Genomic DNA, 26229 nt, shown 5'->3' with positions numbered 1-26229 from the left:
ATGAACAAACAGAAAGGTTGATTTCCTGTGAAGGATCAATTTTCATTGGCGCATCTGACAGCATTGGCATGTCCCCCTCCAACCCTCACTTATATCGCAGCCAAGGCGGGTTTTGATTTTGTAAGCATCAGACCGATTTCTATGGGATTGAGGAATGAACCAGAGTATGACTTGGCCAATGACCGAAGGATGCTGAGACAAACAAAGACAGCATTGCGGGAAACTGGGCTGCAGGTACTGGATATCGAGCTTGCCAGAATAGTGGATGGCATGGATCCGAAACAGTATGAACCGGCCTTTGAAGTCGGGGCGGAGCTGGGTGCCCGGCATGTGCTATGCAGTGTTTGGACGGATGATGCCGTCTTTGCAACGGAACGTTTTATTGAGCTATGTGAACTGGCAAAGGCGTATCATCTGTCGATAGAACTGGAATTCGTCCCTGTTGCCTCCATTGCCACATTGAATCAGGCTGTCGGCATGCTGCAAGCAGCCTCCCAGGAGAACGCAGGACTGATGATCGATGCTCATCATTTCCATCGGTCGAAGGAAAATATAAACGATCTCAAAGGTATACCTGCTGATTGGTTTCATATGTTTCATTTATGTGATGCAGAGAAGGAAATCCCAGCGTCAAAAGAGCGGATGATCCAGATCATGAGGGAGGAGCGCCTTTACGTCGGGGAGGGCGGGATCCCGATCAAAGAGATATTACAGGAGATCCCGAAAGTGCCGTATTCTTTAGAAATACCCCATTCAAGGCGGTCTGGGAATTTAGGCTTCGAAGAATATGCAAGAAGGTGCTTACAGTCGGCAAAGGAATATATCAGTCTGAACCTTGATGACGTGAACATATACTAGCATACAAGAATACGAGGTGAAATATATGGGCAGACGAAGTGCTTTGGAGCATTACAAGAATGGCGGAGCGTGGTGGGAAACGGAAATCAGTGACATCAAGAAAAATCAAATCATCCTCCGCGGAAAAAGGATTGAAGATTTGATCGGAAATGTCAGCTATAGCCAGATGCTGTACTTTCTGCTGATAGGTAAGGAATTAACCGACCAGCAAGCTCGATTGTTTGAAAGTGTGCTCGTAGCCGGAGCCGACCATGGACCGCGAGCCCCATCGATAGCAGCAGCCAGGATGGCGGCAACATGCGGTGTGAGTTTTAACTCGGCGGTTGCCAGCGGCATCAATATGCTGGGGGATATTCATGGCGGAGCTGTGGAAGGAGCAATGGATCTCTTATATGAAACGAAGGAGGAGCTGTCTTCCAATACAAATGCTGTAGCGGACAAATTGCAGCAGTTCCTGTCAGCGGGGGAGAAGCTGCCTGGTTTTGGCCACCAGCTGCATGATCGGGATCCGCGTGTCGGGAGGCTGTACGATTTGGCGCAAAAGGTGATCGACAGCGGCGAGATCAGCGGAGAATATCTGGCAATTCTCGAAGACTATCGGCAAAGCATGTCGGCGGTGAAAAAACGAGAGTTCACGGTCAATGTCGATGGTATCTCGGCGGCCATCCAATGTGAACTGGGCATTCCGGCAGAAGCGGCAAAAGGTATCTTCTCCCTCTCGCGAGGAATGGGGATTGTCGCACATGCATATGAGGAATTGATGCAAGGCACCTTGATCAAGGGGCCTTGCCCCAATGATGAGAAGCTTGTCAGATATACAGGTGATATACCGAAAGACGCGCAAAAGGAGTGAGAGTGAATGCGAAAGGCCAGACCATTCGTGAATGGGGTTTGGGTAGAGGATGAACGGGAGCCGATTCCGGTCATAGGTCCCTATCAGGGTGAAAAAATCGGTGTCCAATTAACAGCGGACAAAAACGAAGTCGATCAGGCACTGGAGGCAGCGTATCTCCAGAAGAAGAAGGTGGCAAATCTTTCACCTGCATTCCGTGCAAAGGTGCTGTATCGCGCGGCAGACCTGCTGGAGGAACGGAAGGAAATATTTGCGAATCTGATTGCAAAGGAAGTGGGAAAAGCACTGAAAAGCACACGCGATGAAGTTGCTCGTTCCATCGAAACATTGCAGCTGTCAGCGGAGGAAGCGAAACGGCTTTTCGGGGAGACGCTGCCGGGAGGGGCATCTGAACGAGGGCTATCTTCCATGGCTTTGACTTTCCGCGTCCCAACAGGAGTAGTGGCTGCGATCACTCCTTTTAATGCACCGCTGAATTTGATTTGTCATAAGATCGGCCCGAGCTTTGCCGCTGGCAATGTCACCATCCTGAAACCTGCACCTCAAGCCCCCTTGATTGCAACGGCACTAGTGGAATTGCTGCTGGAAGCCGGCATGCCCGCGCAGGCAATTCATATGGTCTTGGGCGGAAAAGAGATAGGGGAACAGATCGTACAGGATGCGCGCGTGAATCTCGTTTCATTCACGGGAGGCGTTCCGGGGGGCAGGCAAATCAGCCGGGATGCCGGGATGAAAAAGGTGCTGCTGGAGCTTGGCGGCAATGCAGGTACCATTGTTCATCAGGATGCCGATGTCGGGCGGGCAGCAGTCATTTGTGCGAAGACGGCATTCAGCAATTCCGGCCAAAGCTGTATTTCCGTCCAGCGTATCTATGTCCATGAACGAATCTTCCAATCGTTTGTCGAAAAGCTGAAGCATGCTGCGGAAGGGCTTGTTGTCGGTGATCCGGAAGATGAGCGTACAGATGTCGGCTGTGTCGTAAATAGACAGACAGCTGAGCGGGTGAGGGGATGGATAGAGGAAGCAGTGGCAGAAGGAGCAGAGCTGATCTGCGGCGGGAGAGCAAACGGTGCCTCCATCGAACCAGCAATATTGCTCAATCCAAAAAAACAAAGCAAGGTCGTGTGCCAGGAAGTATTTGGTCCTGTTGTCAGTGTGCTGCCGTATGGGGAGCTTGATGAAGCCATCCAAGAGGTGAACGATTCGGTATTTGGTCTGCAAGCCGGCATTTTTTCAAATTCATTGGATGTCATCCGCAGGGCGGCAAAAGAGCTGGATGTCGGCGGTGTTGTCATTAATGGATCGTCGAACTTCCGCCTGGATCACTGGCCGTATGGCGGGATAAAAGACAGCGGCATCGGCAGGGAAGGCCCGCGCTTTGCTGCAGAAGAGATGACAGAGCTGAAGATGATCGTACTGCAGGATTTGCTGTAGGCAGAACAAGAAGAGCCAGGAGGGTATTCAATTATGAAAAAACTGATTTCGGAGCAGCTGGTCAAATACTTGGAATCCCGTGGTGTAAAGCATATTTTCGGACTATGCGGCCATACCAATATCGCAGTGCTGGCTGAATTGGAAAAAAGCTCGATCAAGTTCATCAATGTACGCCATGAGCAAATTGCCGCACATGCAGCAGATGGGTACGCCCGGGTGACAAAAAAGGCAGCAGTAGTACTGAGTCATCTAGGACCTGGTTTGACGAATGCTGCCACGGGTGTTGCCAATGCAGCCTTGGATTCCACGCCGATGGTTGTCATTGCAGGCGATGTACCGAGCTATTACTACGGGAAACATCCGCATCAGGAAGTGAATATGCACGCTGACGGCGCTCAATATGAAATTTATCGTCCGTTCGTCAAACGAGCATGGCGCGTCGATCAGGCAGAGCTTTTTCCGGAAATCCTTCAAAAAGCATTCCAGCTGGCAGAAAGCGGCCGCCCTGGTCCTGTCCTTATTTCTGTACCGATGGATATTTTCTCGACGAAAATCGAAGAAGGCCGTTTCGAGCGCTTGCACCATCATACCCAAGTGGTGGAAAGGCCTGGCTTGGATGAAGAGACAGCAGTGCGGATTGTGGAGAAATTGGCAAAGGCAGAGCGCCCGGTACTGTACGCCGGAGGCGGAATCATTCTGGCTGATGCCGCTTCCGAGCTGCAGGAATTCGTCGAGCATATGAATATACCGGTCGCCCATTCCTTGATGGGCAAGGGTGCCCTGCCTGATGATCATGAGCTGACCCTGGGCATGACTGGTTTTTGGGGAACAAAATTCATCAATGAGCAAACGAAGAATGCCGATTGCCTATTTGGGGCTGGCACCCGTTTTTCAGAAGCCGATTCAAGCTCCTGGTATGATGACGTAACCTTCCATTTTCCGAATACAAAATTGATTCATATCGATATCGATCCAAATGAAATCGGCCGCAATTATCCAGCGGAAATTGGTGCGGTGGCTGACTTGAAAAAGGCTTTCCTTGCATTGAATCGCGTGGCTAAGCGTTTATATCCGAACGGCATCAACCGAAATAAACACTTAAAAGAGATGATTTCCATTTATAGGAAATCATTGCGGGAGAGCATCTCAAAAAATGTGAGCAGCACATCCTTCCCGATGAAGCCCGAGCGCATCCTGGCCGAGGTTCGTGATGTTCTGCCGCGGGATGCATATCTCACGACGGATGTAGGCTGGAATAAAAATGGTGTCGGGCAGCAGTTCCCTATTTATACGCCAGGCTCCATTTTGACGCCAGGCGGTTTTGCCACGATGGGCTTTGGCAGTTCGGCTGCAATCGGGGCAAAAATAGCTGCACCTGAAAAAATAGTTGTTTCGCTGATAGGCGATGGCGGATTCGGACAAAATCCGTCTGTGCTCGCCACAGCAAAGGAAGAGAATATCCCGGTTGTTTGGGTTGTCATGAATAATAGTGCCTTTGGTACAATAGCCGGTTTGGAAATGGCACATTATGACACAACTTACGGAACACGATTCCAAGCGGATGGTAATAGCTATACACCGGACTTTGCCGCCATCGCGGAAGGATATGGCATAAAGGGGATCAAGATTGAAACCGCTGCGCAATTCAAAGTTGCGCTGAAGGAGGCAATTGCCGCCAACGAACCAGTGGTGATCGATGTAGCGATGAAAAATGAGCCAGTCCCGACAGATGGGAAATGGAATATCAATGATATATATTCACCTGATGATGAGAGATCACATGTAAGCATTCCATGAGGAAGGAGGAAAAGACCATGCCGACACCTTTGGCAGGTGTGAAAGTGCTTGATGTTTCCACAATGATTGCAGCACCATTCGGAACGGCTCTACTGGGGGACTTCGGAGCGGAAATTACCAAGGTGGAAATTCCGGGAAGAGGAGATACGTCAAGAAGTGTTGGTCCATTCAAGGATGATGAACCGCTGCGCTGGCCCGGCTTGTCCCGTAACAAAAAATCACTGACGCTGGATTTGCATAAAGCAGCTGGTGTGGAAATCATGAAAAAGCTGGCCGCGACCCATGATATCCTGGTGGAAAATTTTCGACCGGGGACACTGGAAAAATGGGGCGTCGGCTATGATGTCCTGAAAAAAATCAATCCGGATTTGATCATGATACGTGTTTCGGGCTACGGCCAGACTGGACCATACCGTGAAAAGGCAGGCTTCGGGACACCCGCGACAGCATTCAGCGGCTATACGTATTTACAAGGGTTCACAGACCGGCACCCGGTCAGTCCGCCTTTTTCCTTGACGGATTATATATGCGGAATCTATGTCGCCTTTGCTGCTGTCACTGCGCTGTATCACCGTGAAACGGATGTATCCGGCACCGGACAGATGATAGATATAGCACTCTATGAATCTGTTTTTCGCATGATGGAATTTCTCGTGGCCGAATATGATCAGCTCGGGAAGATCCGGGAACGTTCCCCTGGTTTGGCAGGGCATTCTTCTCCTTCGGGAACCTTCAAGACGCAGGATGGCCATTGGGTCGTGCTGGTTACGAGCACGGATACAACCTTCAATCGTCTGGCGGCTGCAATGGACCGTCCTGATTTATTGACAGACCGGCGCTATCATACCAATGCCAGCCGGCTGGAAAATAATGAAGCAATCAATCAAATCGTTGCCGATTGGATCAGCGGTCTGCCGCGGGAGGCTTTATTGAAAAAGCTGGATGAATTCGGGGTGCCGATCAGTCCGGTACTCAGCATAGCTGATATATTTGAAAATGAGCACTATCAGGCACGTGAAAATATCGTAGAAGTGAAGCATCCTCGACTTGGTGCCATCAAAGTACCTGGTATTGTGCCAAAATTTGAAAAGACACCGGGAAGCATCCGTTCGATTGCACCGGACTTGGGAGAAAATAACGAGGAAATCCTGAAGGAATTGGGTTATTCTCTTAAAGAGATAGAAGCGTTTAAACAAAACGGAGTTATATGAACCATAAGAAAAGGGAATGAAGAGGTACATCTTTCCTTTCGTATAACAATCAGCAAGGGTGAGGCAATCTGCCATCCTTGCTGATTTTTCTTTCTTCTTGCATCATTGAGTCCTTCTGACTGCTTTACAAAGTAATGGAAACGACTATAATGAAAAATATATTAATTAACTAAACTTAACTTTTTGGAGAATGATGCTATACGCAAAAGCGTGGAGTATGCTCTAGCTGCAGAAGGGGAAATGATCTGTGAAGAAGCCAATAAAAGAGCAAAAGTCGGTATTGATTATTTTATTGAGTAATTTGTTCATCGCATTTTTAGGGATGGGGCTTATCATACCGGTCATGCCGTCCTTTATGGATATCATGCATCTATCGGGCAAGACGATGGGGTATCTTGTCGCTGCCTTTGCTGGTGCGCAATTAATTATGTCTCCGTTCGCCGGCCGTTGGGTGGACCGATACGGAAGGAAGAAACTCATCACCGCGGGTTTGTTCCTTTTCGCTGTTTCCGAGCTGCTTTTCGGGCTGGCGACGCATGTTTGGCTGCTGTATTTATCCAGGATTCTGGGAGGGATCAGTGCTTCTTTCATCATGCCTGGTGTCACAGCGTATGTAGCCGATATCACCACGAATAAAGAACGCCCGAAAGCAATGGGGTATATTTCCGCGGCCATCAGCATGGGTTTTATCATCGGACCCGGCCTTGGCGGGTATATCGCTGAATATGGTATTCGCATGCCTTTTTATGTTGCTGCCGGCATTGCATTCCTGGCCTGCTTCCTCTCTGTTTTCATACTGAAGGAGCCTCTGTCCAAGGAACAGCTGGCTGAAATTGCGGCAAGTAAAAAAGGGACCAGCTTTGTCTTGGATTTGAAAAAATCATTGAATCCTATTTATTTCATTGCCTTTTTCATTGTATTTGTCCTGGCTTTCGGATTATCAGCGTATGAAACGGTGTTCAGTTTGTTTTCCGATCACAAGTTCGGCTTTACGCCAAAGGACATAGCCGCGATCATCACGATCAGTTCGATTTTCGGTGTGATTGTGCAGGTCCTGTTATTCGGCAAAATGGTCGATCTTATGGGAGAGAAGCTGCTGATACAAGCATGCTTGATAATCGGCGGCATTCTGGCAATTGCATCAACCTTGATATCCAGCTTTATCATAGTGCTGGCGGTAACCTGCTTCATCTTTCTGGCATTCGATTTATTGCGCCCTGCACTTACGACATTCCTCTCCAGGACTGCCGGGAAGGAGCAAGGCTTTGTTGCCGGCATGAATTCGACTTATACAAGCTTGGGAAATATCATCGGCCCGGCACTGGGAGGAATCCTTTTCGATATCGATATTCATTTTCCTTATTTGTTTTCTGCGGTTATTTTGCTTTTTGGTCTCGTGATAACCTTCAGATGGAAAGGGAATGAGCAGCAAGAATCAGTGCTGGAAAATTGACCGCCTCCGATTACGGTCGATATTGGCATACTTTCGCTCCGCTGCTCATATAATCCTGCGTTGGATAAAATCAAAAGAGGTGGGGAAAGCATGTTCTATCACATCAAAGAACTGCAATACCAAGCTAAGCCATCTAAGCCGGATCCGGTTTTTGCGAGACAGCTGCAGGAAGTATTGGGCGGACAGTATGGTGAGATCACAGTTGCGATGCAGTATCTTACCCAAGGGTGGAATTCAAGAGCTGACGATAAGTACCGGGATTTGTTATTGGATACAGGAACAGAGGAACTCGCTCATATCGAAATGCTGGCAACCATGATAGCACGATTGCTGGATGACGCTCCTTTCGAGGATCAAAAGAATGCCTATGAAACAGATCCGGCATTGAATGCCATTTTGGGCGGAACGAATCCGCAGCATGGAATTGTGGCGGGTCTTGGAGCCATGGCGGCAGACGCAGCGGGTTATCCATGGAATGCTAAATATATCATCTCCAGCGGAAACCTGCTTGCCGATTTCCGGGCCAACTTGAATGCGGAATCCCAGGGGCGCCTGCAAGTGACACGCCTGTATGGTATGACGGATGATCCGGGTGTGCGTGATATGCTGTCCTTCCTGATTGCACGGGATACCATGCATCAGAACCAGTGGGCTGCGGCGATCAAGGAATTGGAGGAAAGAGAAGGAGACATCGTCGTACCGACGACGTTCCCAAGAAGATTGGAAAAAGGGGAAGTGGCATATACGTTATTCAACTTCTCCCGCGGCGATGCCAGCTCGAAAGGACGCTGGGCAAGCGGACCGAGTATGGACAGCAGGGGTCAATTCCATTATGTAGCGGAGCCGGAACCATTTGCCGGAGCACCGAAGCTCAAACCAGCTCCCTTCCTCTATCATAATACAATGCCGCCGAAATCGATGATGTAAGATACTGGACGTACAGCTTGTACGTCTTTTTTTAATGGGTCGTTATCAAATGCACAACCATTCTTGTCCGCATAGTATGCAGTACAAGAAGGAGGTGTGACTCATGGATCCGATTCAAAATGAGACAATGTATCAAGTGCTTGTATTTGCGACGATCCTTGCTCCGATCGTGACTGCAGTCATGGAGCTGGTGAAACGGACCTTTCCTCGTTTTGCACCCTACCATGCCATCCTTAGCGTTGTTGTCGGTGCGCTGCTTGGTGCGGCTGCTTATCCGTTTACGGACTTCGAGCTTGCTGCCAGGTTATGGGCAGGCGGAATTGCCGGCCTGGCCAGTACAGGTCTGTATAATACGCTCTTTACCAGAAAGCCTCCGCAGGATAGATAGTTTCAATGAGCCGGGAAAAGGAATAGTGAATAGTTGTGGGGGAGCCCTATTCATGAAAAACTATTACTGGGAAACCTTTTATTTCTATTCCTGCCTGGCTGCGGATCGACTTGGAAAGCGAGCATCTGTCTGACGAGGGACAAGATGTAAGCCTGACCCGGGATGATACGGATATCCATGCATGTGCAGATGGCGGTTATGTGGAAGTTCGTTATGATGATGCAGGTGGTGGAGAACAGCAAGCTGTATAGGAAGAATTGGATGGCGGCAGTTAGGAGCGTCATGACAGGATGCAGGAAGAAAAGGAAAATCTGACAAAAGGGAATATGAAGAAGAGAATGGAGGATGAATGCGGCGGGCTTCAGCAGAAGCCCGTCATTATTTTTGCATATAGATAAAAACAAGATGGTCTGTCCACTGACCGTTTTCAAAAATGAACCCCTTACGAATACATTCAAAACGCATGCCGACGCTTTTGGCTAATGCTATTGACTGCGGGTTATCCAAATTGATATGTGCTTCGACACGCTGATAGCGAAGCTCCGTCATGGCAGCTTCAAGCGCCAATCGCACTGCAGCCTTGCCGTAACCATTTCCCCAATATTGATTATGGATAGTGTAGCCGATCCTTCCCCATTGAAAATCATCCCGCGCCAATGTTGAAAAATCAATCATGCCAAGATGAGCACCGTCGGCTTGTCTGAACACGGCAAAGACATATGCCTTGTCATCAGCAGCGAGCTGCTGATGCTTGTCCACTAAAGCAGAAAACCATGTAGCTGTACATCCTGTCATATCGGGCAGCCCAGGATCATGGGGATGCTGGGAAAATTTACGCCGGCTGAAGCCGCTGAACCATTTGGAGTAGTCCGCCTTGGAGAGCGGCCGTATCAGGATCCCATCTGCATTTGCACGGAAATCAAAAGTCACTTCGTCCACCTCCCCCTTTACTATACCAGCAAATTCCATGTTTGCCCTCGGACAGTTTGACCATACACTCTTCCATGCAGCTGCATAGCTTATAACTGTAAGACGATAACAATTCAAAAAGGAGGAATCACCCATGGGAGAAAAATGGGAGAAAAAACATAAATTCGAAGGGGGAAATCAAACGATGAGCTACGACAAACATCGCCGTGATGATGATGATCAATTTGAAAGCGTAGAGGACACTGTCGAATCTGAAAGCAAATCCAAAAATAAGAACGAAAATTACAATTACAACTATGCAAAAGTTATCAAAAGCGGTAACGCATATGTAAATGTAAAAGCAAAATCCGATGCGGATGTAGAAGACGTGGCAGATATTGAAGATGACGAAGATAACGGCCATCGTGATCGCCACAGCCGCAAAAAGTGTAAATAATATCAATTAAAAAAGGAGAAGGACGATGAGCAATCTTAGAAAATACGAAAATAAGAATCCCTTCAGCAGAGAAGAAAACAAGAATCCTTTCAGCAGAAATGAAAATAGTTCCAACGTTGCATATAGCGGCAACTCGGATGTAGACGTAATTGTAGAAGTGAATACGATGCCGATCGCATATGCCATGCTATGTTCCTTGCGTGCAACGAAACAGATATCCGAGTTCGAATTCGAAGATGCTGTCAGGAAATTGAAGAAACTTGTAGATGAGGATCGCAGCTATAATCATAATGATCCAAAAACAGCTAAAATCTATCATTTAGAATAGTCGTATAGAGACAGCACCCCCGCTAGGCTGCGCCGCCAATGGCGGGAATGCTGATAGCAGCTTTCTGCTTCATCTTATGTGAACAATCGTCCTAATGTTACTTGTCTGCTCATTTTCTTCTCCATGCCAGCCTGTTCGGGCTGGCTTTTTACATAGAAGAAGCGCCCCCTTTAAGGAGCGCTTCCGTTACAAGGCTGCAGGACCTTGTTTTCCTGTATTGATATCGATCGTTTGCTGGATCGGATAGACGAATATTTTTCCGTCACCTGCTTTACCAGTATGAAGCGCACTTTTTGCTGCTTCGATGACATCATCCACTGGAACTGCGCTGACGACGATTTCGACTTTCAGGCGATCAAATACATTCTGCACTTTCTTGACGCCGCGGTATAACTCCGTATAGCCTTCTTCCAGGCCGCAGCCTTGCACGTGGGAGAACGTCATGCCGGATACCCCGATTTCAGCCATTTTCATTTTGAAAACTTCAAGATCTGCTGAGTTCCTTGTGATGATCTCAACCTTGAACATGTCACTCATATACCGTTCCTCCTTTTAGATTGATCAATCCTGGTAGGCACGTTCGCCGTGCATCGTCAGATCAAGACCTTTTGCTTCTTCTTCTTCTGTGGCACGTGCTTTGAAGATGAGGTTGACGATGGAGATCAAGATGAATGTCACAACCCCGACAAAGGCGAATGTTGCAATGATGGCAACTACCTGTCTCCATAATAGATCAATACCGCCGCCATAGAAAAGGCCATTGTGCTCGACGATTGCATTGATGGAGTCGCTTGCGAACAAGCCAGTCGCGATGCCGCCCCATGTACCGCCCACTGCATGCAATCCAAAGGCATCAAGTGCGTCATCATAACCCAGCTTCTGCTTCAGCCAGCCGACGCCCCAGAAGCAGACGATGCCGCCGATCAAGCCGATTGGAATGCTGGCAAGCGGGGAGACGAATCCAGCGGCAGGGGTGATGGCAACCAGCCCGGCGATCGCACCGGATACAGCTCCAAGCAGTGTCGGCTTTTTATTGATGATCCATTCAATGATCATCCATCCAAGTACACCAGCTGCTGCAGCAGTATTCGTATTGATAAAGGCGTACATTGCTACATCATCGAAAGCAAGTTCGCTGCCGACGTTGAATCCAAACCATCCGAACCAAAGCAATGCGCCGCCGATCAATGTGAAAATCAAGTTATGCGGTGCAGTGGAGCCGGCATTTTTACGTTTGCCGATGACGATTGCAACAACCAACCCAGCAAGACCGGAGGAGATATGGACAACGTTTCCGCCTGCGAAATCAAGCGCGCCCATTTCTGCGATCCAGCCGCCGCCCCAAACCCAGTGTGCCAGCGGGGAATAAACGATGAGGACCCAAAGAACTGTGAATAGAATGAATGCTGGAAAACGAATGCGTTCTGCATATGCGCCGGACACGATGGCTGTTGTCAGAATCGCAAATGTCATTTGGAACATCATGAATAAGTTGAATGGAATTGTATGTCCGGAGTCTGCGTTTGGATCGAAACCAACGTTATTCAGCCCGAAATAATCCAATCCCCCAATAATTCCGTTACCTGGTGAGAATGCCAGGGAAAAGCCGACAATGATCCAAATGATCGAAACGATTGCCATTGTCGTAAAGCTGTGCATCGTTGTGCTCAGCACATTCTTGCTTCTTACCAACCCGCCGTAGAAGAGTGCGAGTGCCGGTGTCATCAACCATACGAGGACGGTTGCGACGAACATGAATACCGTATTGGCCATATCCATTTTCTCTACCCCCTGAATGCCTTCTTTATTATTTGAAAATTTAAATCTTTTTTCATTATAAGTGCCCTGCAAAAAAATGTAACAAACTTGTCAGGATATCTTACGTGAATATTTCTGACCAAGTTGTGTAAGTGTTTACAGATTATTTGTCATAAAGCGTCACCAAAATAAGGTCTCCTATAGAAAGATGGGAAATGCGGGGCGATTTGTCCTCTTTGATTAACGGGAATGGAAGAGGGAGGGGAGTACATCTGCATCGGTGGTTTGACAGTAATTGTAAAGCATGATAGAATAATTAACGTCTTCAATATTTGAGTAACTTTATTGAAGATCTCTGGCATTCTGCTATAGTTTTAATCAGAAGTACTTATTCAGACTGGAGCGGCCAAGGAGCCGTAAGGATGCAATAGAGGTAGGGATTGCATCGTTTAAGTGAAAACTACCATGTGGAACAAGTACCGCGGCAGGAGAATGTATTAGGCATTCTCGCATAACAATAGAAAAAGTTACATTTTAAGCCCCGCATCGGCAATTGCCGATGCGGGGCGTCCAAATTTCCGGGAAGAATATCCTGATGGAAATTTCAGAATTTATAGTTGACTCCTATAAGAACCCCATGCTACAATCCTGTTAACAAATCAATAGCAAGCTCTTATCAAGAGAGGCGGAGGGACTGGCCCGATGATGCCCGGCAACCTGCAAGCAGAAATGCTTTTAAGGTGCTAATTCCTGAAAGTGCGCAGAGCACTTTAGAGATGAGAGAGACATGTCGGTACATATTGCCACCCTGTCCTCTCAGGGTGGCTTTTTTAGTTGGGGGGAGGAAGCATGCGGAGAATGGATTTACAACAGTCATACCAAACCGGCAAACTTCTCATCGGGGATATTGTGCTTGAATCAGGCAATATCCTGCCAAACGTCGAGGTGGCTTTTGAAAAAAGCGGACCCGCTTCGGGAGAAACGGTGCTTGTCTGTCATGCGTTGACGGGAGATCAGTTTGCAATCGGAACTGATGCAGCAACTGGATGGTGGAATGGATTGCTGCAGCCGGGCGGATACATCGATACCCGCCGATACCAAGTGATTACATTCAATGTATTGGGCGGGTGCAATGGGACAACGAGTGCATTGTCGGTAAACCCGGATTCGGGAAGCAGGTATGCGGCAGCCTTTCCGGCAATAACGATCAGGGACATGGTTTTGGTGCAGCGTCTTGCCTTGGAGAAACTGGGAATTGCTCATCTAAAGGCAGTAATCGGCGGATCATTGGGAGGGATGCAAGTACTGGAATGGGGCGTCATGTACCCTGATTTCATGGATGTGCTGATTCCGCTCGCAGCAACCCCCTTTGTGAGTGATTATGCGATTGCGTATAACCATTTGGCTAAGACAGCCATCACCTCCGATCCCGATTGGAACGATGGATACTATACACCGGACAGATTACCTGCGGCCGGTCTCGGACTTGCGCGGATGGTGGGGATGCTTACTTACCGTTCCGACCATCAATATAATGAACGTTTCCGCCGTGCTGCCTCCCGGAGGGATGATGCAGCTTACGAGGTGGAATCGTATTTGAACTATCAAGGAGAGAAGCTGGTCAATCGCTTTGATGCCAACTGCTATATGACTTTATTGGAAGCGATGAACAGTCATGATATCGGCAGGGGAAGAGGAGGATGGCAAGCAGCCGCCCGGAGAATAGACGCAATTGTGCTGACATTCGGATTTTCAAGAGATCTGCTATTTCCTCCAGAGGAGATAAGCCGCTTTGCTGCGGCAGTTCCAAGGGGAAGGCATGTGGATGTGGATACAATCTATGGGCATGATGGTTTTCTGCTGGAGTTCGAGAAGTGGGGACACCATATCAGGGAGGTACTCGAGCAGCCGATGAAAATTTCATATTGACTTATCAAGAGAGGTGGAGGGACTGGCCCGATGAAACCCGGCAACCTGTAAGCGGAAATGGCTTTTAAGGTGCTACATCCAGCAAACGGAAGTTTGGGAGATAAGGAGTTTCGTGCATAAGCAGCAGCTTCTTACCGGGAGCTGCTTTTTTCATCTATATAAACTGGAGGAATGACAAAATGACAGATCAAGTATATAAAGCAGAAACACTAGCATTGCATGGCGGGCAAGCGCCGGATCCGACGACAGGCTCAAGAGCGGTGCCGCTTTACCAGACCACTTCTTACTTGTTCCATGATACAGATCATGCAGAGCGTCTATTCGCACTGGATGAGCCGGGAAATATCTATTCCCGAATCGGCAACCCTACCGTCGATGTTCTGGAAAAACGAATTGCTTTGCTGGAAGATGGCGTCGCAGCAGTCGGTGTTGCATCCGGAATGGCAGCCATCAGCTACAGCATCCTCAATCTGGCAAGCGCCGGGGATGAAATCGTAGCAGCAACGAATTTATACGGAGGGACGTATAACCTATTCCAGACTACGCTCCCTCGCTACGGAATCACTGTCAAATTCGTCGATCCGACCGATCCGGAGGCATTCCGCGCGGCGATCACAGACAAAACAAAAGCTGTATTTGCAGAAATCATCGGAAATCCCAGCCTGCATGTGCTGGATGTGGAAGCAGTCGCGGAAGTGGCACATGATGCCGGGATCCCCCTCATTGTCGACAGTACGTTTGCCACACCTATCCTTAGCAAACCGATAACGCTTGGTGCGGATATCGTCGTGCACAGTGCAACGAAATGGATCGGCGGTCATGGTACTTCCATCGGGGGATTGATCGTCGATGGGGGCCGATTTGATTGGAATTCACCGAAGTTTCCGACATTCACCGAGCCGGATCCGAGTTACAATGGCATCCGCTATGCATTTGACTTCGGTACGCTTGCTTTCAGTACAAAATTGCGTGTCCAATTGCTGCGCGATCTTGGGGCTGCCCTTAGTCCGTTCAATGCATGGCAGCTGATCCAAGGCTTGGAGACATTGCATTTACGAGTGGAACGCCATGTACAAAATGCAGAAAAGCTGGCAGATTACCTTGAACGGCATCCGGCAGTCGATTGGGTCGCTTATCCGGGGCTCAGCAGCCATCCATCCCATGAAATCGCCAAAAGAGTGCTTCCATCCGGTGCTGGTTCCATTGTCAACTTTGGCATCAAGGGAGGCAGGGAAGCTGGTGCTGCTTTGATCAATAATGTCGCCCTTTGGTCCCATGTTGCCAATGTGGGCGATGCCAAATCATTGATCATCCACCCTGCCTCCACGACACATCTGCAGCTGGATGCCGAGGGATTGGCAGCTACGGGGGTAAAAGAGGAATTGGTGCGGCTGTCCGTCGGGATTGAAGCAGTGGATGATCTTATCCATGATTTGGATCGTGCATTGGAGAAGGCTACTGGATTCCGTTCGGAATCCCGGAAAATCGTGATCAATGATGAAGCTGTCATCCGGGAAGCGCTCGGCAGTGCAACGGATGCCCAAGGGCGCCAAAAAACGATTGCAGTAGTAGGGCTGAGCAGCAAGGAGCAGCGTCCAAGCAATCGTTTGGCTCGGAAGATGCAGCGCCTCGGTTACAAAATCATCCCGGTAAATCCTGCCGAAACAACTGTCCTGGGAGAGAAAGCTTACCCGGATTTGAAAAGTGTACCAGGGAAAATCGATATAGCCCAAATCTTCCGCAGTCCGGAAGCGGCTGTGGAGCTGGCAAAGGAAGCAGCCGAGGTCCGTCCGGAAATATTCTGGCTGCAGGAAGGTGTCGTCTCCCCGGAAGCAGCCGCGATTGCGCGTGAAGCGGGATTGGAAGTGGTCCACAACCGCTGCACCTATAAAGAAGCGCAGCGCTTGCGCGGAACGATCAGCACCTATGCATGCGAACTGGATGATAAAGGAGTAGCAATCGATGAATAAGATTCCCCTCATAGATAAAAGAAGTTTACTAGCTTTACTCAGCGTTTTAGCGGTTGTCTTCCTGGCAGCCTGCGGTAATTCAAGCTCAGCATCAGGAGACCTTAAACAGATTCGTTTGGATTACGCCTATTATTCCCCGGCCAGCTTGGTGATCAAAAATAAAGGCTGGGCAGAAGAAGCGTTCAAGGATCAAGGCATCGAGGTGACTTGGACACTAAGTCAAGGGAGCAACAAGGCACTGGAATTCCTGAACAGCAACAGTGTGGATTTTGGTTCCACAGCAGGCAGTGCGGCCTTGCTCGCCAAGGCGAATGGCAATCCGATAAAAGGTATATACCTGGCATCGAAGCCGGAGTGGACAGCATTGGTCACAACAAAGGATAGCGACATCAAGGAGCCGGCCGATCTCAAGGGGAAAAAGGTAGCCGCAACTGTCGGTACCGATCCATATATCTTCCTGCAGCGTTCCTTGCAGGAAGCAGGTCTGGATGAACAAGATGTCCAAATCGTCAATTTGCAGCATGCCGATGGAGCGAGTGCGCTGCTTTCCGGTGATGTGGATGTATGGGCAGGCCTTGATCCCCATATGGCAAAGCTGGAATTGGAAAGTGATACGCAATTATTCTATCGAAACGAAGATTTCAACACTTATAATTTCCTGAATGTCCGCGAAGAATTCGCTGAGAATCATCCCGAAGAAGTGAAGGAAGTCTTGAAGCTTTATGACAAAGCAAGGGCCTGGATCGAAGAAAATCCGGAAGAGACAGCTGAAATTGTTGCCAAAGAGGCAAATATCAGCCAGGAAGTAGCAGCAAAGCAGCTGGAACGTAATGATTTCTCGGAATCCGTCCCGGGTGATACCCAGCGGGAGATCCTGAATCAATCAGGTGCTGTCCTGGAAAAAGCGAATCTATGGAAAGGCAGCAAAGATGTAGCGGAAACGGTGGATAGTTATATCGAACCGAAATACGCAGAAGATCTTGGGGAGGAATGATGATTTATGTGGAAGAAATTAAGGACGCATCCTGCACTGCTTGGTTCCTTGCTGCCGATTGTCCTGCTGGCAGCGTGGGAAGTATTGAGCAGGGCAGGAGTCATTCCTGCCTATCAGCTTCCTGCCCCGAGTAAGATCCTGTCAACGATCATCGCTTATTTGCAGGATGGCACTCTGCAGGATCATGTATTGCTTACCGTTTACCGTTTATTCATCGGTTTCATCATCGGAACCGCAGCAGCTATCCTTTTGGGAACCCTTGTAGGTTATTCGGAGCTTGCCGAAAAGTTTTTTGATCCGCTGATTCAAGCGTTCCGTTCGATACCTTCACTGGCGTGGGTGCCTTTATTCATCCTCTGGATGGGGATCGGCGAACCGTCGAAGGTGACATTGATCGCGGTCGGCGTATTCTTCCCGGTCTATTTGAACATCGTCGATGGGATTCGCGGCGTTGATCGTAAGCTGATCGAAGTAGGAAGGATGTATGGGCTGGATGGGATGGCTCTCGTAAGAAGGATCATCCTTCCTGCATCATTGCCTTCTTTCCTTACCGGATTGCGCAGTGGTCTTGGCCTGGGGTGGATGTTCGTCGTTGCTGCGGAAATCATGGGTGCCAGCCAAGGGCTTGGCTATCTTCTTATTTTAGGGCAGAACACATACGCTCCCGATGTGATCATTGCCAGCATTTTCTTGTTTGCCCTGCTTGGGAAATTGACGGATTGGGTGTTGAAGCTCATCCAGAAACGATCACTTCATTGGCAGGATACCGTATTAGCGAAATGACAAGGGAGGATTCAGCATGACATTGCAAGTGGATAAGCTGGGAAGGCGTTTTGGGGAAAAGCAGGTTATACAGCAAGTGAATTTCACAGTCGGAAAAGGAGAAATCGTCAGCCTTCTCGGTACAAGCGGCTGCGGTAAAAGTACAGTCCTGCGGGCCCTGGCCGGACTGGATCCGGATTATGAAGGGAACATCACCATCCCATCCGACCAGCGTGTCGGGTTTATCTTTCAGGAGCCGCGGCTCTTGCCGTGGAAAACGGTATTGGCCAATGCCGCTTTCGGCTTGAATGGCGACCGGAAAAACAATGAAGAAAAAGCTCGCCGGTATTTGGAGCTGGTAGGGCTGAAGGAAGCAGAAAAACTATATCCGCGTGAGCTTTCGGGAGGGATGGCACAGCGGGCTGCCATTGCCCGCGCCCTTGTCACGGAACCGGATATCCTGCTGCTGGATGAGCCATTCAGTGCATTGGATGCATTCACAAAGATGCAGCTGCAAGAGCTCCTCTTGAAGATTTGGGAGGAATTCGGCACGACGATCATCCTCGTCACGCATGATATCGACGAAGCCCTGTATTTGAGCGATCGTGTCTTGCTTTTACAAGGCAGGCCATCCACGTTGGCAAAGGATCTGAAAATAGCATTATCAAGGCCGCGCTCCCGCGGCAGTGCGGCACTCGGAAAATGGAAGGAAGACATACTGGATTTACTGGAAGGGAAGGAACAGATTTATGACTATAACCTTGTCACCGAAATCGGACAGAAAGCATAATCTGCCAAGCTATCAAGAGGCAGTGAGCAGTCACGACTGGAAAGCGCTTGAAGAAGAACTGCTCAGCAGAAAAAACGGAAAATGCAACGCTTCCTATGAAGCTGTCGACCGCCATGTAGCAGAAGGCTATGGCGCAAAGACTGCATTGCATTATGTGAAGGACGGAGTGCTGGAATCCAGTCTGACATTTGCGGAACTGCAGCAAAAAATCGAACACTATGCAAAAGTCCTCCGCTCGCATGGTGTAGCCAAAGGAGACCGTGTTTTCATCTTTCTTCCGAAAAATCCCGAATGCTATGTTGCCATCTTGGCAACGATCCGGATCGGTGCCATTGCGGGACCGCTGTTCGAGGCATTCATGGAAGATGCTGTACGGGATCGTATCAATGATTGCGGCGGTACCCTGCTCATTACAGATCAGGATTTGATCAAGCGGGTACCTGCAGAGGATATCCCTTCCTTGAAGGAAATCCTATTAATAGAAGACATGAATGCCGCTCAGCCCGATTCGTCCATTTCCGGAGACGTGGAGTGGGTTGACAAAGAAGACGGTCTGCTGATTCATTACACAAGCGGTTCGACCGGGAAGCCGAAGGGCGTGCTGCATGTACATCGTTCTTTGATCCATCATGCTATTTCGGGGAAATGGGTACTGGATATACAGGATGATGATGTCTATTGGTGCACCTCCCATCCAGGCTGGGTCACGGGTAGCGTTTATGGGCTCTTCGCCCCTTGGCTGAACAGGGCGACAATCGTCATTCAAGGAGGGAGATTCAAGGCGGAATCTTGGTATAAAATCATTGAAGACCTGAAAGTGACGACACTTTACAGCGCCCCGACTGCTTTTCGTCTGCTGAAAGCAAAAGGTGATTTGTATAAGGATTATGATCTTTCCAGCTTGCGTCACATCCTCAGTGTCGGAGAGCCGCTCAATCCGGAAGTCATCACATGGGCTTGGGAAAACTTGCAGCTGCGAATCCATGATACGTGGTGGATGACGGAAACGGGTGGGCATATCATCGTCAACCTGCCCTCGGAACCTATTAAGCCTGGTTCGATGGGACGTGCATTCCCAGGTATCCAGGTCGGCATCCTGGATGAAGAAGGGAACGAATTGCCGCCCAATACGATTGGCCAGCTGGCCGTCAAGACTCCATGGCCAGGACTGATGCATGATATCTGGGGCGACAGGGGCAAGTATGATAGTTACTTTGTCTATCCAGGCTGGTATATTTCCGGGGATTTGGCTTTGAAGGATGAAGACGGTTATATCTTTTTCCAAGGACGGAATGACGATATGATCAATTCCTCCGGGGAGCGAATCGGACCATTCGAAGTGGAAAGCAAGCTGATTGAACATCCCGCTGTGGCAGAAGCGGGTGTGATCGGGAAACCCGATCCTGTCCGCGGGGAGATCGTCAAAGCATTCATCACATTGCGTGATGGCTATGAGGAGACACCGGAGCTGCTCGAATCACTGCGTTTGTTCGTCCGTAAAAACCTGGCCGCCCATGCTGCGCCGAGAGAGATCGAAGTGATGGAAGAGCTGCCTAAAACACAAATCAGCGGAAAGATTTTGCGCCGGCAATTGAAGCAGTGGGAATTGGAAAAAGAATTAGCTTTAAAAACGCCTTCCGAATGAGGAGGGCGTTTTTAAAAGCACTTGTTCTTATATTTCCCGCTCACTAGGGCCGTTGATGTCATTTCCGAAACGAACCTTCTGTATATTACGTAAGCCCTTAAGCTTGATTTCCCACCTGGTTGGTCATTGTTCCAGAATGACCATTTCCTGACTCTGTTTGGGCGTCTTGTTCGAATTTATAGCCTTTTTTCTCCAAACGTTTCACCAAGAAACCGACATAGAGCGGAAGCAGGACTGCTGTGGTCACAACTGAGGCGGCAACCTGTACTGTAGCTATGTCCACTACGGATGCAAAGCTTGCATTAGCTGCTGCGATCGCTGCTGGTGTCGCTACTGCATTACCAGCAGTTGAACCTTCTGCTGCACCAACAATCGGATTCCATTTGAGAGCCTTGAACACGAAGTAGCCGGCAGTACCTGTTACGAATACAGTCAACAGCCCAAGGATGATACCGCTTAAACCACCTTCGATAATGGATCGGAAATCGATGCTCATTCCGAGTGCAAAAGCAAAGAATGGTATCAGCATGGAGCTTCCTCGTTCAAGGAACTGACGCATATTTTCATCTAAATTACCAAGAACCATACCGACAACGATGGGAAGAAGTACGGCGATGAAGGAAGTGATCGAGAATAAACCGTTTACAAAACCCATCGCGCCGAAGACGGACAAGGCAACCATTGTAAGGAAAGGGCCATCATTGAGTGCCAATAAAGAATAAGCCGCTCTGTCTTCTTTGCTGCCGTATTGACCGACAAGTGCAACGAACATTCCGCCGTTACTGTTAGTCATTGCTGCAATCATGGCGATAGGCGCAATACCCAGCCACAATCCGTCTTCTCCTGCAAACAGGATGGCAAGCAATCCGAATAATGCTCCGACTGCCCATTTAGTGAATAGTAATGTAGCTCCTTTTCCTAAAGAACGACCAAATGATTTCAAATTGATTTGTGCCCCGGTGCATAAAAGGAACAATGCAATCAGTGTGGAAGCACCATCGACAAACAATGCTTGCGTAAAGTTTCCTATACGAAGCAAATCAGGAGCAAATGTGTTTAAAACTGCGGCGAGCAATAAGGGAACAACCATCATTCCGCCGGGGATTCTTTCTAACGTAGCCTTGATTTTCATACAGACACCCTTTTCTATAGTTTCATTTTGAAACGTTTTTGGATATTAACCGCTTTCAAATATTTATTGTAAATGCTTACACCAATTAATACAAGATATATTTATAAAATAGTTGCAAAAATAAACAAAAATGAATTCGGGTTAGAAAGGATGTTTTGTGTGGTGAATAATGCAATAAGAGGCAGCTCAGATACGAGCTGCCTCTTATTGTATTGGTTAGGATTGCAGCTTACGCCATAAGGTAGAGCGATTGATACCCAATCGCGCAGCTGTTTTGGATTTATTGTAATTTTCTTCTTTCAGAACTGCCTTTATCACTTTTTTTTCTATTTCCTCAAGCGTTCCTGTTAAGGAGAGGGGAGTGTCTGTATGTGTTTCTGCGCTTATGGCTTGAAGCAGGGTTTCTACCGAGGCTGTTTCGATATAAAACCCGTCTGCCTCTGCTACAAGCTGTTTGATGGCTGTTGTCAGCTGCCTGATGTTCCCTGGCCATTCGAATTCGCGCAATAAAGCTGATGCACCTTCCCTGAAGCCTACTATTTGTCTTCCGTGTTCCGTATTGAAATAGGAGATAAGGTAATGCGCCCATGATTCGATATCCTCCTTCCGCTCCCTGAGTGGGGGGATTTCAATCATTGCTCGGCTGAATACAGATTGAACAGTGTCATCATCCTGAAACATGAATCTGTATTTCTCTTGTTCCATACCAGCTATAAGCCGAGGGCCCGTTACCCTTTCCTTGAGGGTGTCCGCCAAAGCATGAATTCTGTCATTGCTTACATTTTCGAGATTGATCAGATAGCATGTACCAAAGTGCTCGTTTGTCAATACAGAATGGATAGTCGTTTTCCAAGAACCTGCAGGGATTTCATCGCATACGACAGTGGCAAATGGATGGTGTGAATGGCTGCTTCTCCGGTGTATTTCCTTGGCTGCCGTGCTTTTTCCGACTCCATTTTCGCCGATCAACAAGACAGGCAGGCTGTGATCCGATGCTGCTTGTATTTTTTTATGAACTGTTTGGATCTCTTTACTCGAACCGATCCTGTCCATGCCTGCGGTCACTTCTTCAATATAAATTCCTTGATTCCCATCTGTTCGAATCGGTGTATCTGTTATTTTGATCCAGCACAATCCCTCTTTAAACGGCAAGAAGAGAATGTCGAATGTACTTTCGTTCGTTGTAACCATTTTCCTGTTTTTGGTGTTTGTATCCATGCAAGCCAATGCAGCGTTGCGAATTTGTCTGAACGCTGTTCCCATTTTCCGGATAAACTGGTCGGCGGCATGATTTTGCTCTGCGATATTTCCATTGGCATCAAGCAGGATATAAGCATTTTGTTCGTTTCTCAGCAATTCCTTATATCGCTGTATCTCTTTCTGCATGCCGTTCGCCAGTTCGTATATTTGTATGGCTTCTTCAAAAGAATCGTGTACTGCTTCCGTCCCTGAAGTGATCAGTATGCCGTGAAGACCGATTTTTTTTGCTGTTTCGACAGTGATGGTATCCCCGATGATCGATGTAATGCCCGCTTCCTGTAAGTCAGTCAAAGTAGCGTGGACTTCTGTGCCGCTGTCGATTTCGACTGTTTTGATATCCATGTCCAGGAGGCTGGCGATTGTCCTTGCTCCTTGTGCTACATTGGAGAAGCCGACGATGGCGCTTTTGCCCGGATAGCCATCCGCAAGGGTCAAGACCTTCAATACATCATAACCCGAGACTTTCACTTCAATTACCGGTATGGGGACGCTTTTCTTTATGTATCGAGCAGTTCCTCCTCTGCTGATGATCAAATCATATTGCTGGTATGTTTCTTTCGCATAACGCACTCCTTCTTCCAGATCGCCGACCAATACATCTATATCTAAATCAGGGAAATCATCCTTCATGGTGTTGACCAATTCTTTTAATCCGTTATAAGGGGCGATAAACAATATTTTTATGCTCATGTTTTCTCCTTTGTTCAGCAACTTATCTACAAATCATTCTAACCTTAGCATAATACACGGAACGAAATAATTCACTTCCCATGAAGGGTTATAGATTTACTTTGCGAGAGTAGAAAGCTTTGTCTTGAAATGAAATTCGTTTTATAATGCAACGTTACTTTTGTGTTTAGATGCAATTATTATCTCGATGTATTCTTTTTAGCAGGTTTTATATAAATATAACCAAAAAATGTTGCATAATAAATCACTAACTATTACAATGGCATTAGATTCAAACATTAAATAATTTTTATGGTTTTTGAAAACGGTAACAAAATAGGGGTGACTTCAATTTGAAATTAGCAATCATTGCCGACGATCTGACTGGGGCAAATGACAGCGGAGTCCAGCTGGCAAAAGAAGGACTGAATACGGCAGTATTTCTTGAACGGGATTATGCAGCTGCGAAAGATGCAGAGGCTGTAGTATTCGATACGGACAGCCGTTCCATAGAACCAGGAACAGCTTTTGATAAAATAAAATCGATTACTGAGTTTTTGATCGATGCAGGATTTGATTTTATTTACAAAAAGATAGACTCCACTATGAGAGGAAATGTCGGAAAGGAAATCAAGGCATTCGGGGATGCAATCCAAACCGATTTCATCATCATTGCACCAGGCTACCCAAGGAATGGGAGGACGGTGGTGAGAGGTAATCACTATCTCCATGGTGTTTTGCTGCATGAAACAGAAATAGCCAATGACCCGAAAACACCTGTGGCTGAGGCGCATATACCCACGCTCATAAAGAAAGACATAGGAGAAGAGATCGGATTGATCACCCTGGATGTTCTCCGATCGGAAAAAGAGCAGCTGAAGGACTTACTGGATGCGTACAAACAGCGAGGCATCAAATATATAGTGGCGGATTCTGAGCAGGAGAAAGACCTGGAACTGCTGCTGGAGCATACGAAGAGCCTGTCTCATTCCATTTCATGGGCAGGGTCTGCCGGTTTGGCGAGTTATCTGCCATCCTTCTATGATTTGAAAAGTGAAAAGAAACGGGAACTTATCATTCCTCTGCATAATAAGCAGGTGCTGACTGTCGTAGGAAGCGTGAATAAAAATTCCAGAAGACAGCTTGAGATTTTACTGGCGGATACAACGACAAAAGGAATCTGTCTGGATTCTGCCAAAGCAGTTTCTTCTATAGAAGAAAGAGAAAGGGAAATAAGGCGAGTGATCTCCTTGGCAAAGGAAGCGGCTGATGAAGGGCTGGATCCTGCGATTTATACGGCGGGAAGCGAAAATGATATCGCGAAGGCCAGGGAATTAGGCGGAAAGCTCGGTTTGGATAGGACGCAAGTCAGCAACGAGATTGTAAAAATGCTTGGTGAAGTGATAGCGGCACTTGTAGAAAAGGGAACTTTTCAAGGTCTTGTCATGACAGGAGGCGATACAGCAAAACAGGTTTGTGATTTGCTGGATACGAACGGATTCGTTTTATATGACGAATTGGAAACTGGTGTGCCGATATCCTCCTTCATCGGCAGGGAAGACATGTTCGTGATCACGAAAGCGGGCGGATTCGGTAAAGAAACCGTATTTAAGGATGCAATCAAAAAACTAAGAGGGGTTGTGCATGTATGAATACAAAACCGGTAATTGGTATTACGATGGGCGATGCAGCTGGAATCGGTCCGGAAATCATTGTGAAAGCATTGATGGATGAGGAAATATACGGGGAAAGTCAGCCGATTGTCATCGGGGATGCAAAGATATTGAAGCGCGCTTTGGGGATTGTGGGATCAAATGCAGAAATCAATAGTATAGAAGAAGTCAGTCAAGCGAAAAATGAATTCAATGTCATAGATGTAGTTGACCTTGACGTGCTTCCGGAGGATTTGGCATTCGGGGAGGTTTCTGCACTGGCGGGTGATGCTGCATACAAATATTTGGAGAAGGCAGTCGCTTTAGCCAAAGCAAAAGAGATTGATTCTATATGTACAGCTCCGCTGAATAAAGAAGCGCTTCATAAAGGCGGGCATCTTTACCCTGGGCATACAGAAATCCTGGCGGCGCTTACCGATACAGAGGATTTTTCCATGATGCTGACGACACCGAATCTCAAGGTGATTCACTTGACGACCCACGTCGGTTTAATAGAAGCGATTAATCGGATAAATCCTGACAGGACTTATAAAGTGCTGAAGCTAGCACATGATACCCTGACAGCGGCAGGGAAGGAACGGCCGAAAATTGCTGTCTGCGGTATTAACCCGCATGCGGGAGAGAATGGTCTGTTTGGTAATGGGGAAGAAGAGGAGAAGCTTGTGCCTGGTATACAGAAAGCTCGCGAAGAGGGCATCGATGCCTCGGGACCTTATCCTGCCGATACTTTGTTCTTCCGGGCTGGCCGGGGTGATTTTGATATCGTTGTCGCTTGTTACCATGATCAGGGACATGCCCCGATAAAAGTGATGGGTATCGAAGACGGCGTCAATATCACCGTTGGACTCAAGGGCGGGATCATTCGCACCTCGGTGGATCACGGAACAGCATTTGATATTGCAGGTAAGAATATTGCGGATTCGAAAAGCATGAAGGCTGCAATTACTGCAGCTGTCGAATTAGCGCCTAAACGTGATATGCAGACCTGAAAAATGTAGTGCCGACAAAAAAGAATCTTCTTTTGGAAGATTC

The 26229-nt window shown here is 47.9% G+C and carries 24 protein-coding genes and 2 riboswitches; of the genes, 19 read left to right on the top strand and 5 right to left on the bottom strand.

Going from position 1 to position 26229, the window contains the following annotated elements:
- Positions 1-27: 27 nt before the first annotated feature.
- From CHH53_RS10150 to CHH53_RS17340, 9 genes are all read left to right on the top strand, one after another.
- Entirely contained in the window at positions 28-858 is an 831-nt protein-coding gene (locus CHH53_RS10150) for a sugar phosphate isomerase/epimerase family protein (protein ID WP_095216018.1), read from the top strand.
- A 25-nt stretch (positions 859-883) separates the two neighbouring features.
- On the top strand, positions 884-1711 hold the full coding sequence (locus CHH53_RS10145; protein WP_095216017.1) for a citryl-CoA lyase: 828 nt from the start codon (positions 884-886) through the stop codon (positions 1709-1711).
- A gap of 6 nt (positions 1712-1717) precedes the next feature.
- On the top strand, positions 1718-3145 hold the full coding sequence (locus CHH53_RS10140) for an aldehyde dehydrogenase family protein (protein WP_095216016.1): 1428 nt from the start codon (positions 1718-1720) through the stop codon (positions 3143-3145).
- Between the two features lie 33 nt (positions 3146-3178).
- Complete coding sequence (locus tag CHH53_RS10135; RefSeq protein ID WP_095216015.1) at positions 3179-4942, top strand: thiamine pyrophosphate-binding protein; 1764 nt, start codon at positions 3179-3181, stop codon at positions 4940-4942.
- A gap of 17 nt (positions 4943-4959) precedes the next feature.
- A complete protein-coding gene (locus CHH53_RS10130) occupies positions 4960-6153 on the top strand; it encodes a CaiB/BaiF CoA transferase family protein (RefSeq protein ID WP_095216014.1) in 1194 nt (397 codons plus the stop codon).
- Between the two features lie 247 nt (positions 6154-6400).
- A complete protein-coding gene (locus tag CHH53_RS10125) occupies positions 6401-7606 on the top strand; it encodes an MFS transporter (protein WP_095216013.1) in 1206 nt (401 codons plus the stop codon).
- Positions 7607-7696: 90 nt separating this feature from the next.
- On the top strand, positions 7697-8533 hold the full coding sequence (locus tag CHH53_RS10120; RefSeq protein WP_095216012.1) for a manganese catalase: 837 nt from the start codon (positions 7697-7699) through the stop codon (positions 8531-8533).
- Positions 8534-8636: 103 nt separating this feature from the next.
- The gene (locus CHH53_RS10115; RefSeq protein WP_369819876.1) at positions 8637-8921 is read left to right on the top strand and encodes a holin; all 285 of its coding nucleotides are present in this window, start codon (positions 8637-8639) and stop codon (positions 8919-8921) included.
- 110 nt (positions 8922-9031) lie between these two features.
- Positions 9032-9172, top strand: coding sequence for a hypothetical protein (locus CHH53_RS17340; RefSeq protein WP_158221533.1), 141 nt, complete (start codon positions 9032-9034; stop codon positions 9170-9172).
- A 127-nt stretch (positions 9173-9299) separates the two neighbouring features.
- Here the strand turns inward: CHH53_RS17340 and CHH53_RS10110 are convergent, their stop codons facing one another.
- Complete coding sequence (locus CHH53_RS10110; RefSeq protein ID WP_233135032.1) at positions 9300-9860, bottom strand: GNAT family N-acetyltransferase; 561 nt, start codon at positions 9858-9860, stop codon at positions 9300-9302.
- A 124-nt stretch (positions 9861-9984) separates the two neighbouring features.
- Here CHH53_RS10110 and CHH53_RS10105 point away from each other — a divergent pair, with 124 nt between their 5' ends.
- Positions 9985-10287 (top strand): hypothetical protein, encoded by a 303-nt coding sequence (locus tag CHH53_RS10105; RefSeq protein ID WP_095216010.1) that lies wholly within the window; start codon positions 9985-9987, stop codon positions 10285-10287.
- A 25-nt stretch (positions 10288-10312) separates the two neighbouring features.
- Positions 10313-10615 (top strand): hypothetical protein, encoded by a 303-nt coding sequence (locus CHH53_RS10100; RefSeq protein WP_095216009.1) that lies wholly within the window; start codon positions 10313-10315, stop codon positions 10613-10615.
- 186 nt (positions 10616-10801) lie between these two features.
- Here the strand turns inward: CHH53_RS10100 and CHH53_RS10095 are convergent, their stop codons facing one another.
- A complete protein-coding gene (locus tag CHH53_RS10095) occupies positions 10802-11152 on the bottom strand; it encodes a P-II family nitrogen regulator (RefSeq protein ID WP_095216008.1) in 351 nt (116 codons plus the stop codon).
- A 24-nt stretch (positions 11153-11176) separates the two neighbouring features.
- Complete coding sequence (locus tag CHH53_RS10090; protein ID WP_095216007.1) at positions 11177-12394, bottom strand: ammonium transporter; 1218 nt, start codon at positions 12392-12394, stop codon at positions 11177-11179.
- Between the two features lie 649 nt (positions 12395-13043).
- Positions 13044-13156: riboswitch (SAM riboswitch) on the top strand.
- Positions 13157-13222: 66 nt separating this feature from the next.
- On the opposite strand from CHH53_RS10090, the gene metX reads away from it, so the two are divergent.
- From metX to acsA, 6 genes are all read left to right on the top strand, one after another.
- A complete protein-coding gene (metX, locus tag CHH53_RS10085) occupies positions 13223-14302 on the top strand; it encodes a homoserine O-acetyltransferase MetX (RefSeq protein WP_233135025.1) in 1080 nt (359 codons plus the stop codon).
- Positions 14301-14409: riboswitch (SAM riboswitch) on the top strand. It overlaps the preceding gene by 2 nt.
- Before the next feature lie 72 nt (positions 14410-14481).
- Positions 14482-16272 (top strand): PLP-dependent aspartate aminotransferase family protein, encoded by a 1791-nt coding sequence (locus CHH53_RS10080; protein ID WP_095216005.1) that lies wholly within the window; start codon positions 14482-14484, stop codon positions 16270-16272.
- Positions 16265-17266, top strand: a complete 1002-nt coding sequence (locus tag CHH53_RS17660) for an aliphatic sulfonate ABC transporter substrate-binding protein (RefSeq protein WP_233135024.1) — start codon at positions 16265-16267, stop codon at positions 17264-17266. Before CHH53_RS10080 ends, CHH53_RS17660 begins: the two co-directional genes overlap by 8 nt.
- A gap of 6 nt (positions 17267-17272) precedes the next feature.
- The gene (locus CHH53_RS17655; protein ID WP_233135023.1) at positions 17273-18049 is read left to right on the top strand and encodes an ABC transporter permease; all 777 of its coding nucleotides are present in this window, start codon (positions 17273-17275) and stop codon (positions 18047-18049) included.
- Between the two features lie 16 nt (positions 18050-18065).
- On the top strand, positions 18066-18818 hold the full coding sequence (locus tag CHH53_RS10070) for an ABC transporter ATP-binding protein (RefSeq protein ID WP_095216004.1): 753 nt from the start codon (positions 18066-18068) through the stop codon (positions 18816-18818).
- Positions 18778-20463: an acetate--CoA ligase gene (acsA, locus tag CHH53_RS10065; protein WP_095216003.1), complete on the top strand. Its 1686-nt coding sequence runs from the start codon at positions 18778-18780 to the stop codon at positions 20461-20463. Before CHH53_RS10070 ends, acsA begins: the two co-directional genes overlap by 41 nt.
- Positions 20464-20560: 97 nt before the next feature.
- On the opposite strand, the gene CHH53_RS10060 is transcribed toward acsA, so the two are convergent.
- Positions 20561-21595 carry a 2-keto-3-deoxygluconate permease gene (locus CHH53_RS10060; protein WP_095216002.1) on the bottom strand — a complete coding sequence of 345 codons (1035 nt, stop codon included), beginning with the start codon at positions 21593-21595 and terminating at the stop codon, positions 20561-20563.
- A 216-nt stretch (positions 21596-21811) separates the two neighbouring features.
- Positions 21812-23545, bottom strand: a complete 1734-nt coding sequence (locus CHH53_RS10055; RefSeq protein ID WP_095216001.1) for a sigma-54-dependent Fis family transcriptional regulator — start codon at positions 23543-23545, stop codon at positions 21812-21814.
- A gap of 332 nt (positions 23546-23877) precedes the next feature.
- Here CHH53_RS10055 and CHH53_RS10050 point away from each other — a divergent pair, with 332 nt between their 5' ends.
- Complete coding sequence (locus CHH53_RS10050; RefSeq protein WP_095216000.1) at positions 23878-25176, top strand: four-carbon acid sugar kinase family protein; 1299 nt, start codon at positions 23878-23880, stop codon at positions 25174-25176.
- The gene (gene pdxA, locus CHH53_RS10045) at positions 25173-26186 is read left to right on the top strand and encodes a 4-hydroxythreonine-4-phosphate dehydrogenase PdxA (RefSeq protein WP_095215999.1); all 1014 of its coding nucleotides are present in this window, start codon (positions 25173-25175) and stop codon (positions 26184-26186) included. Before CHH53_RS10050 ends, pdxA begins: the two co-directional genes overlap by 4 nt.
- The last annotated feature ends 43 nt before the right edge of the window (positions 26187-26229 follow it).

The organism is Terribacillus sp. 7520-G (assembly GCF_002271665.1).
Lineage (GTDB): Bacteria > Bacillota > Bacilli > Bacillales > Amphibacillaceae > Terribacillus.
Note: the sequence above shows the minus strand (reverse complement) of the source record. Positions and strands in the feature narration are given on the sequence as shown.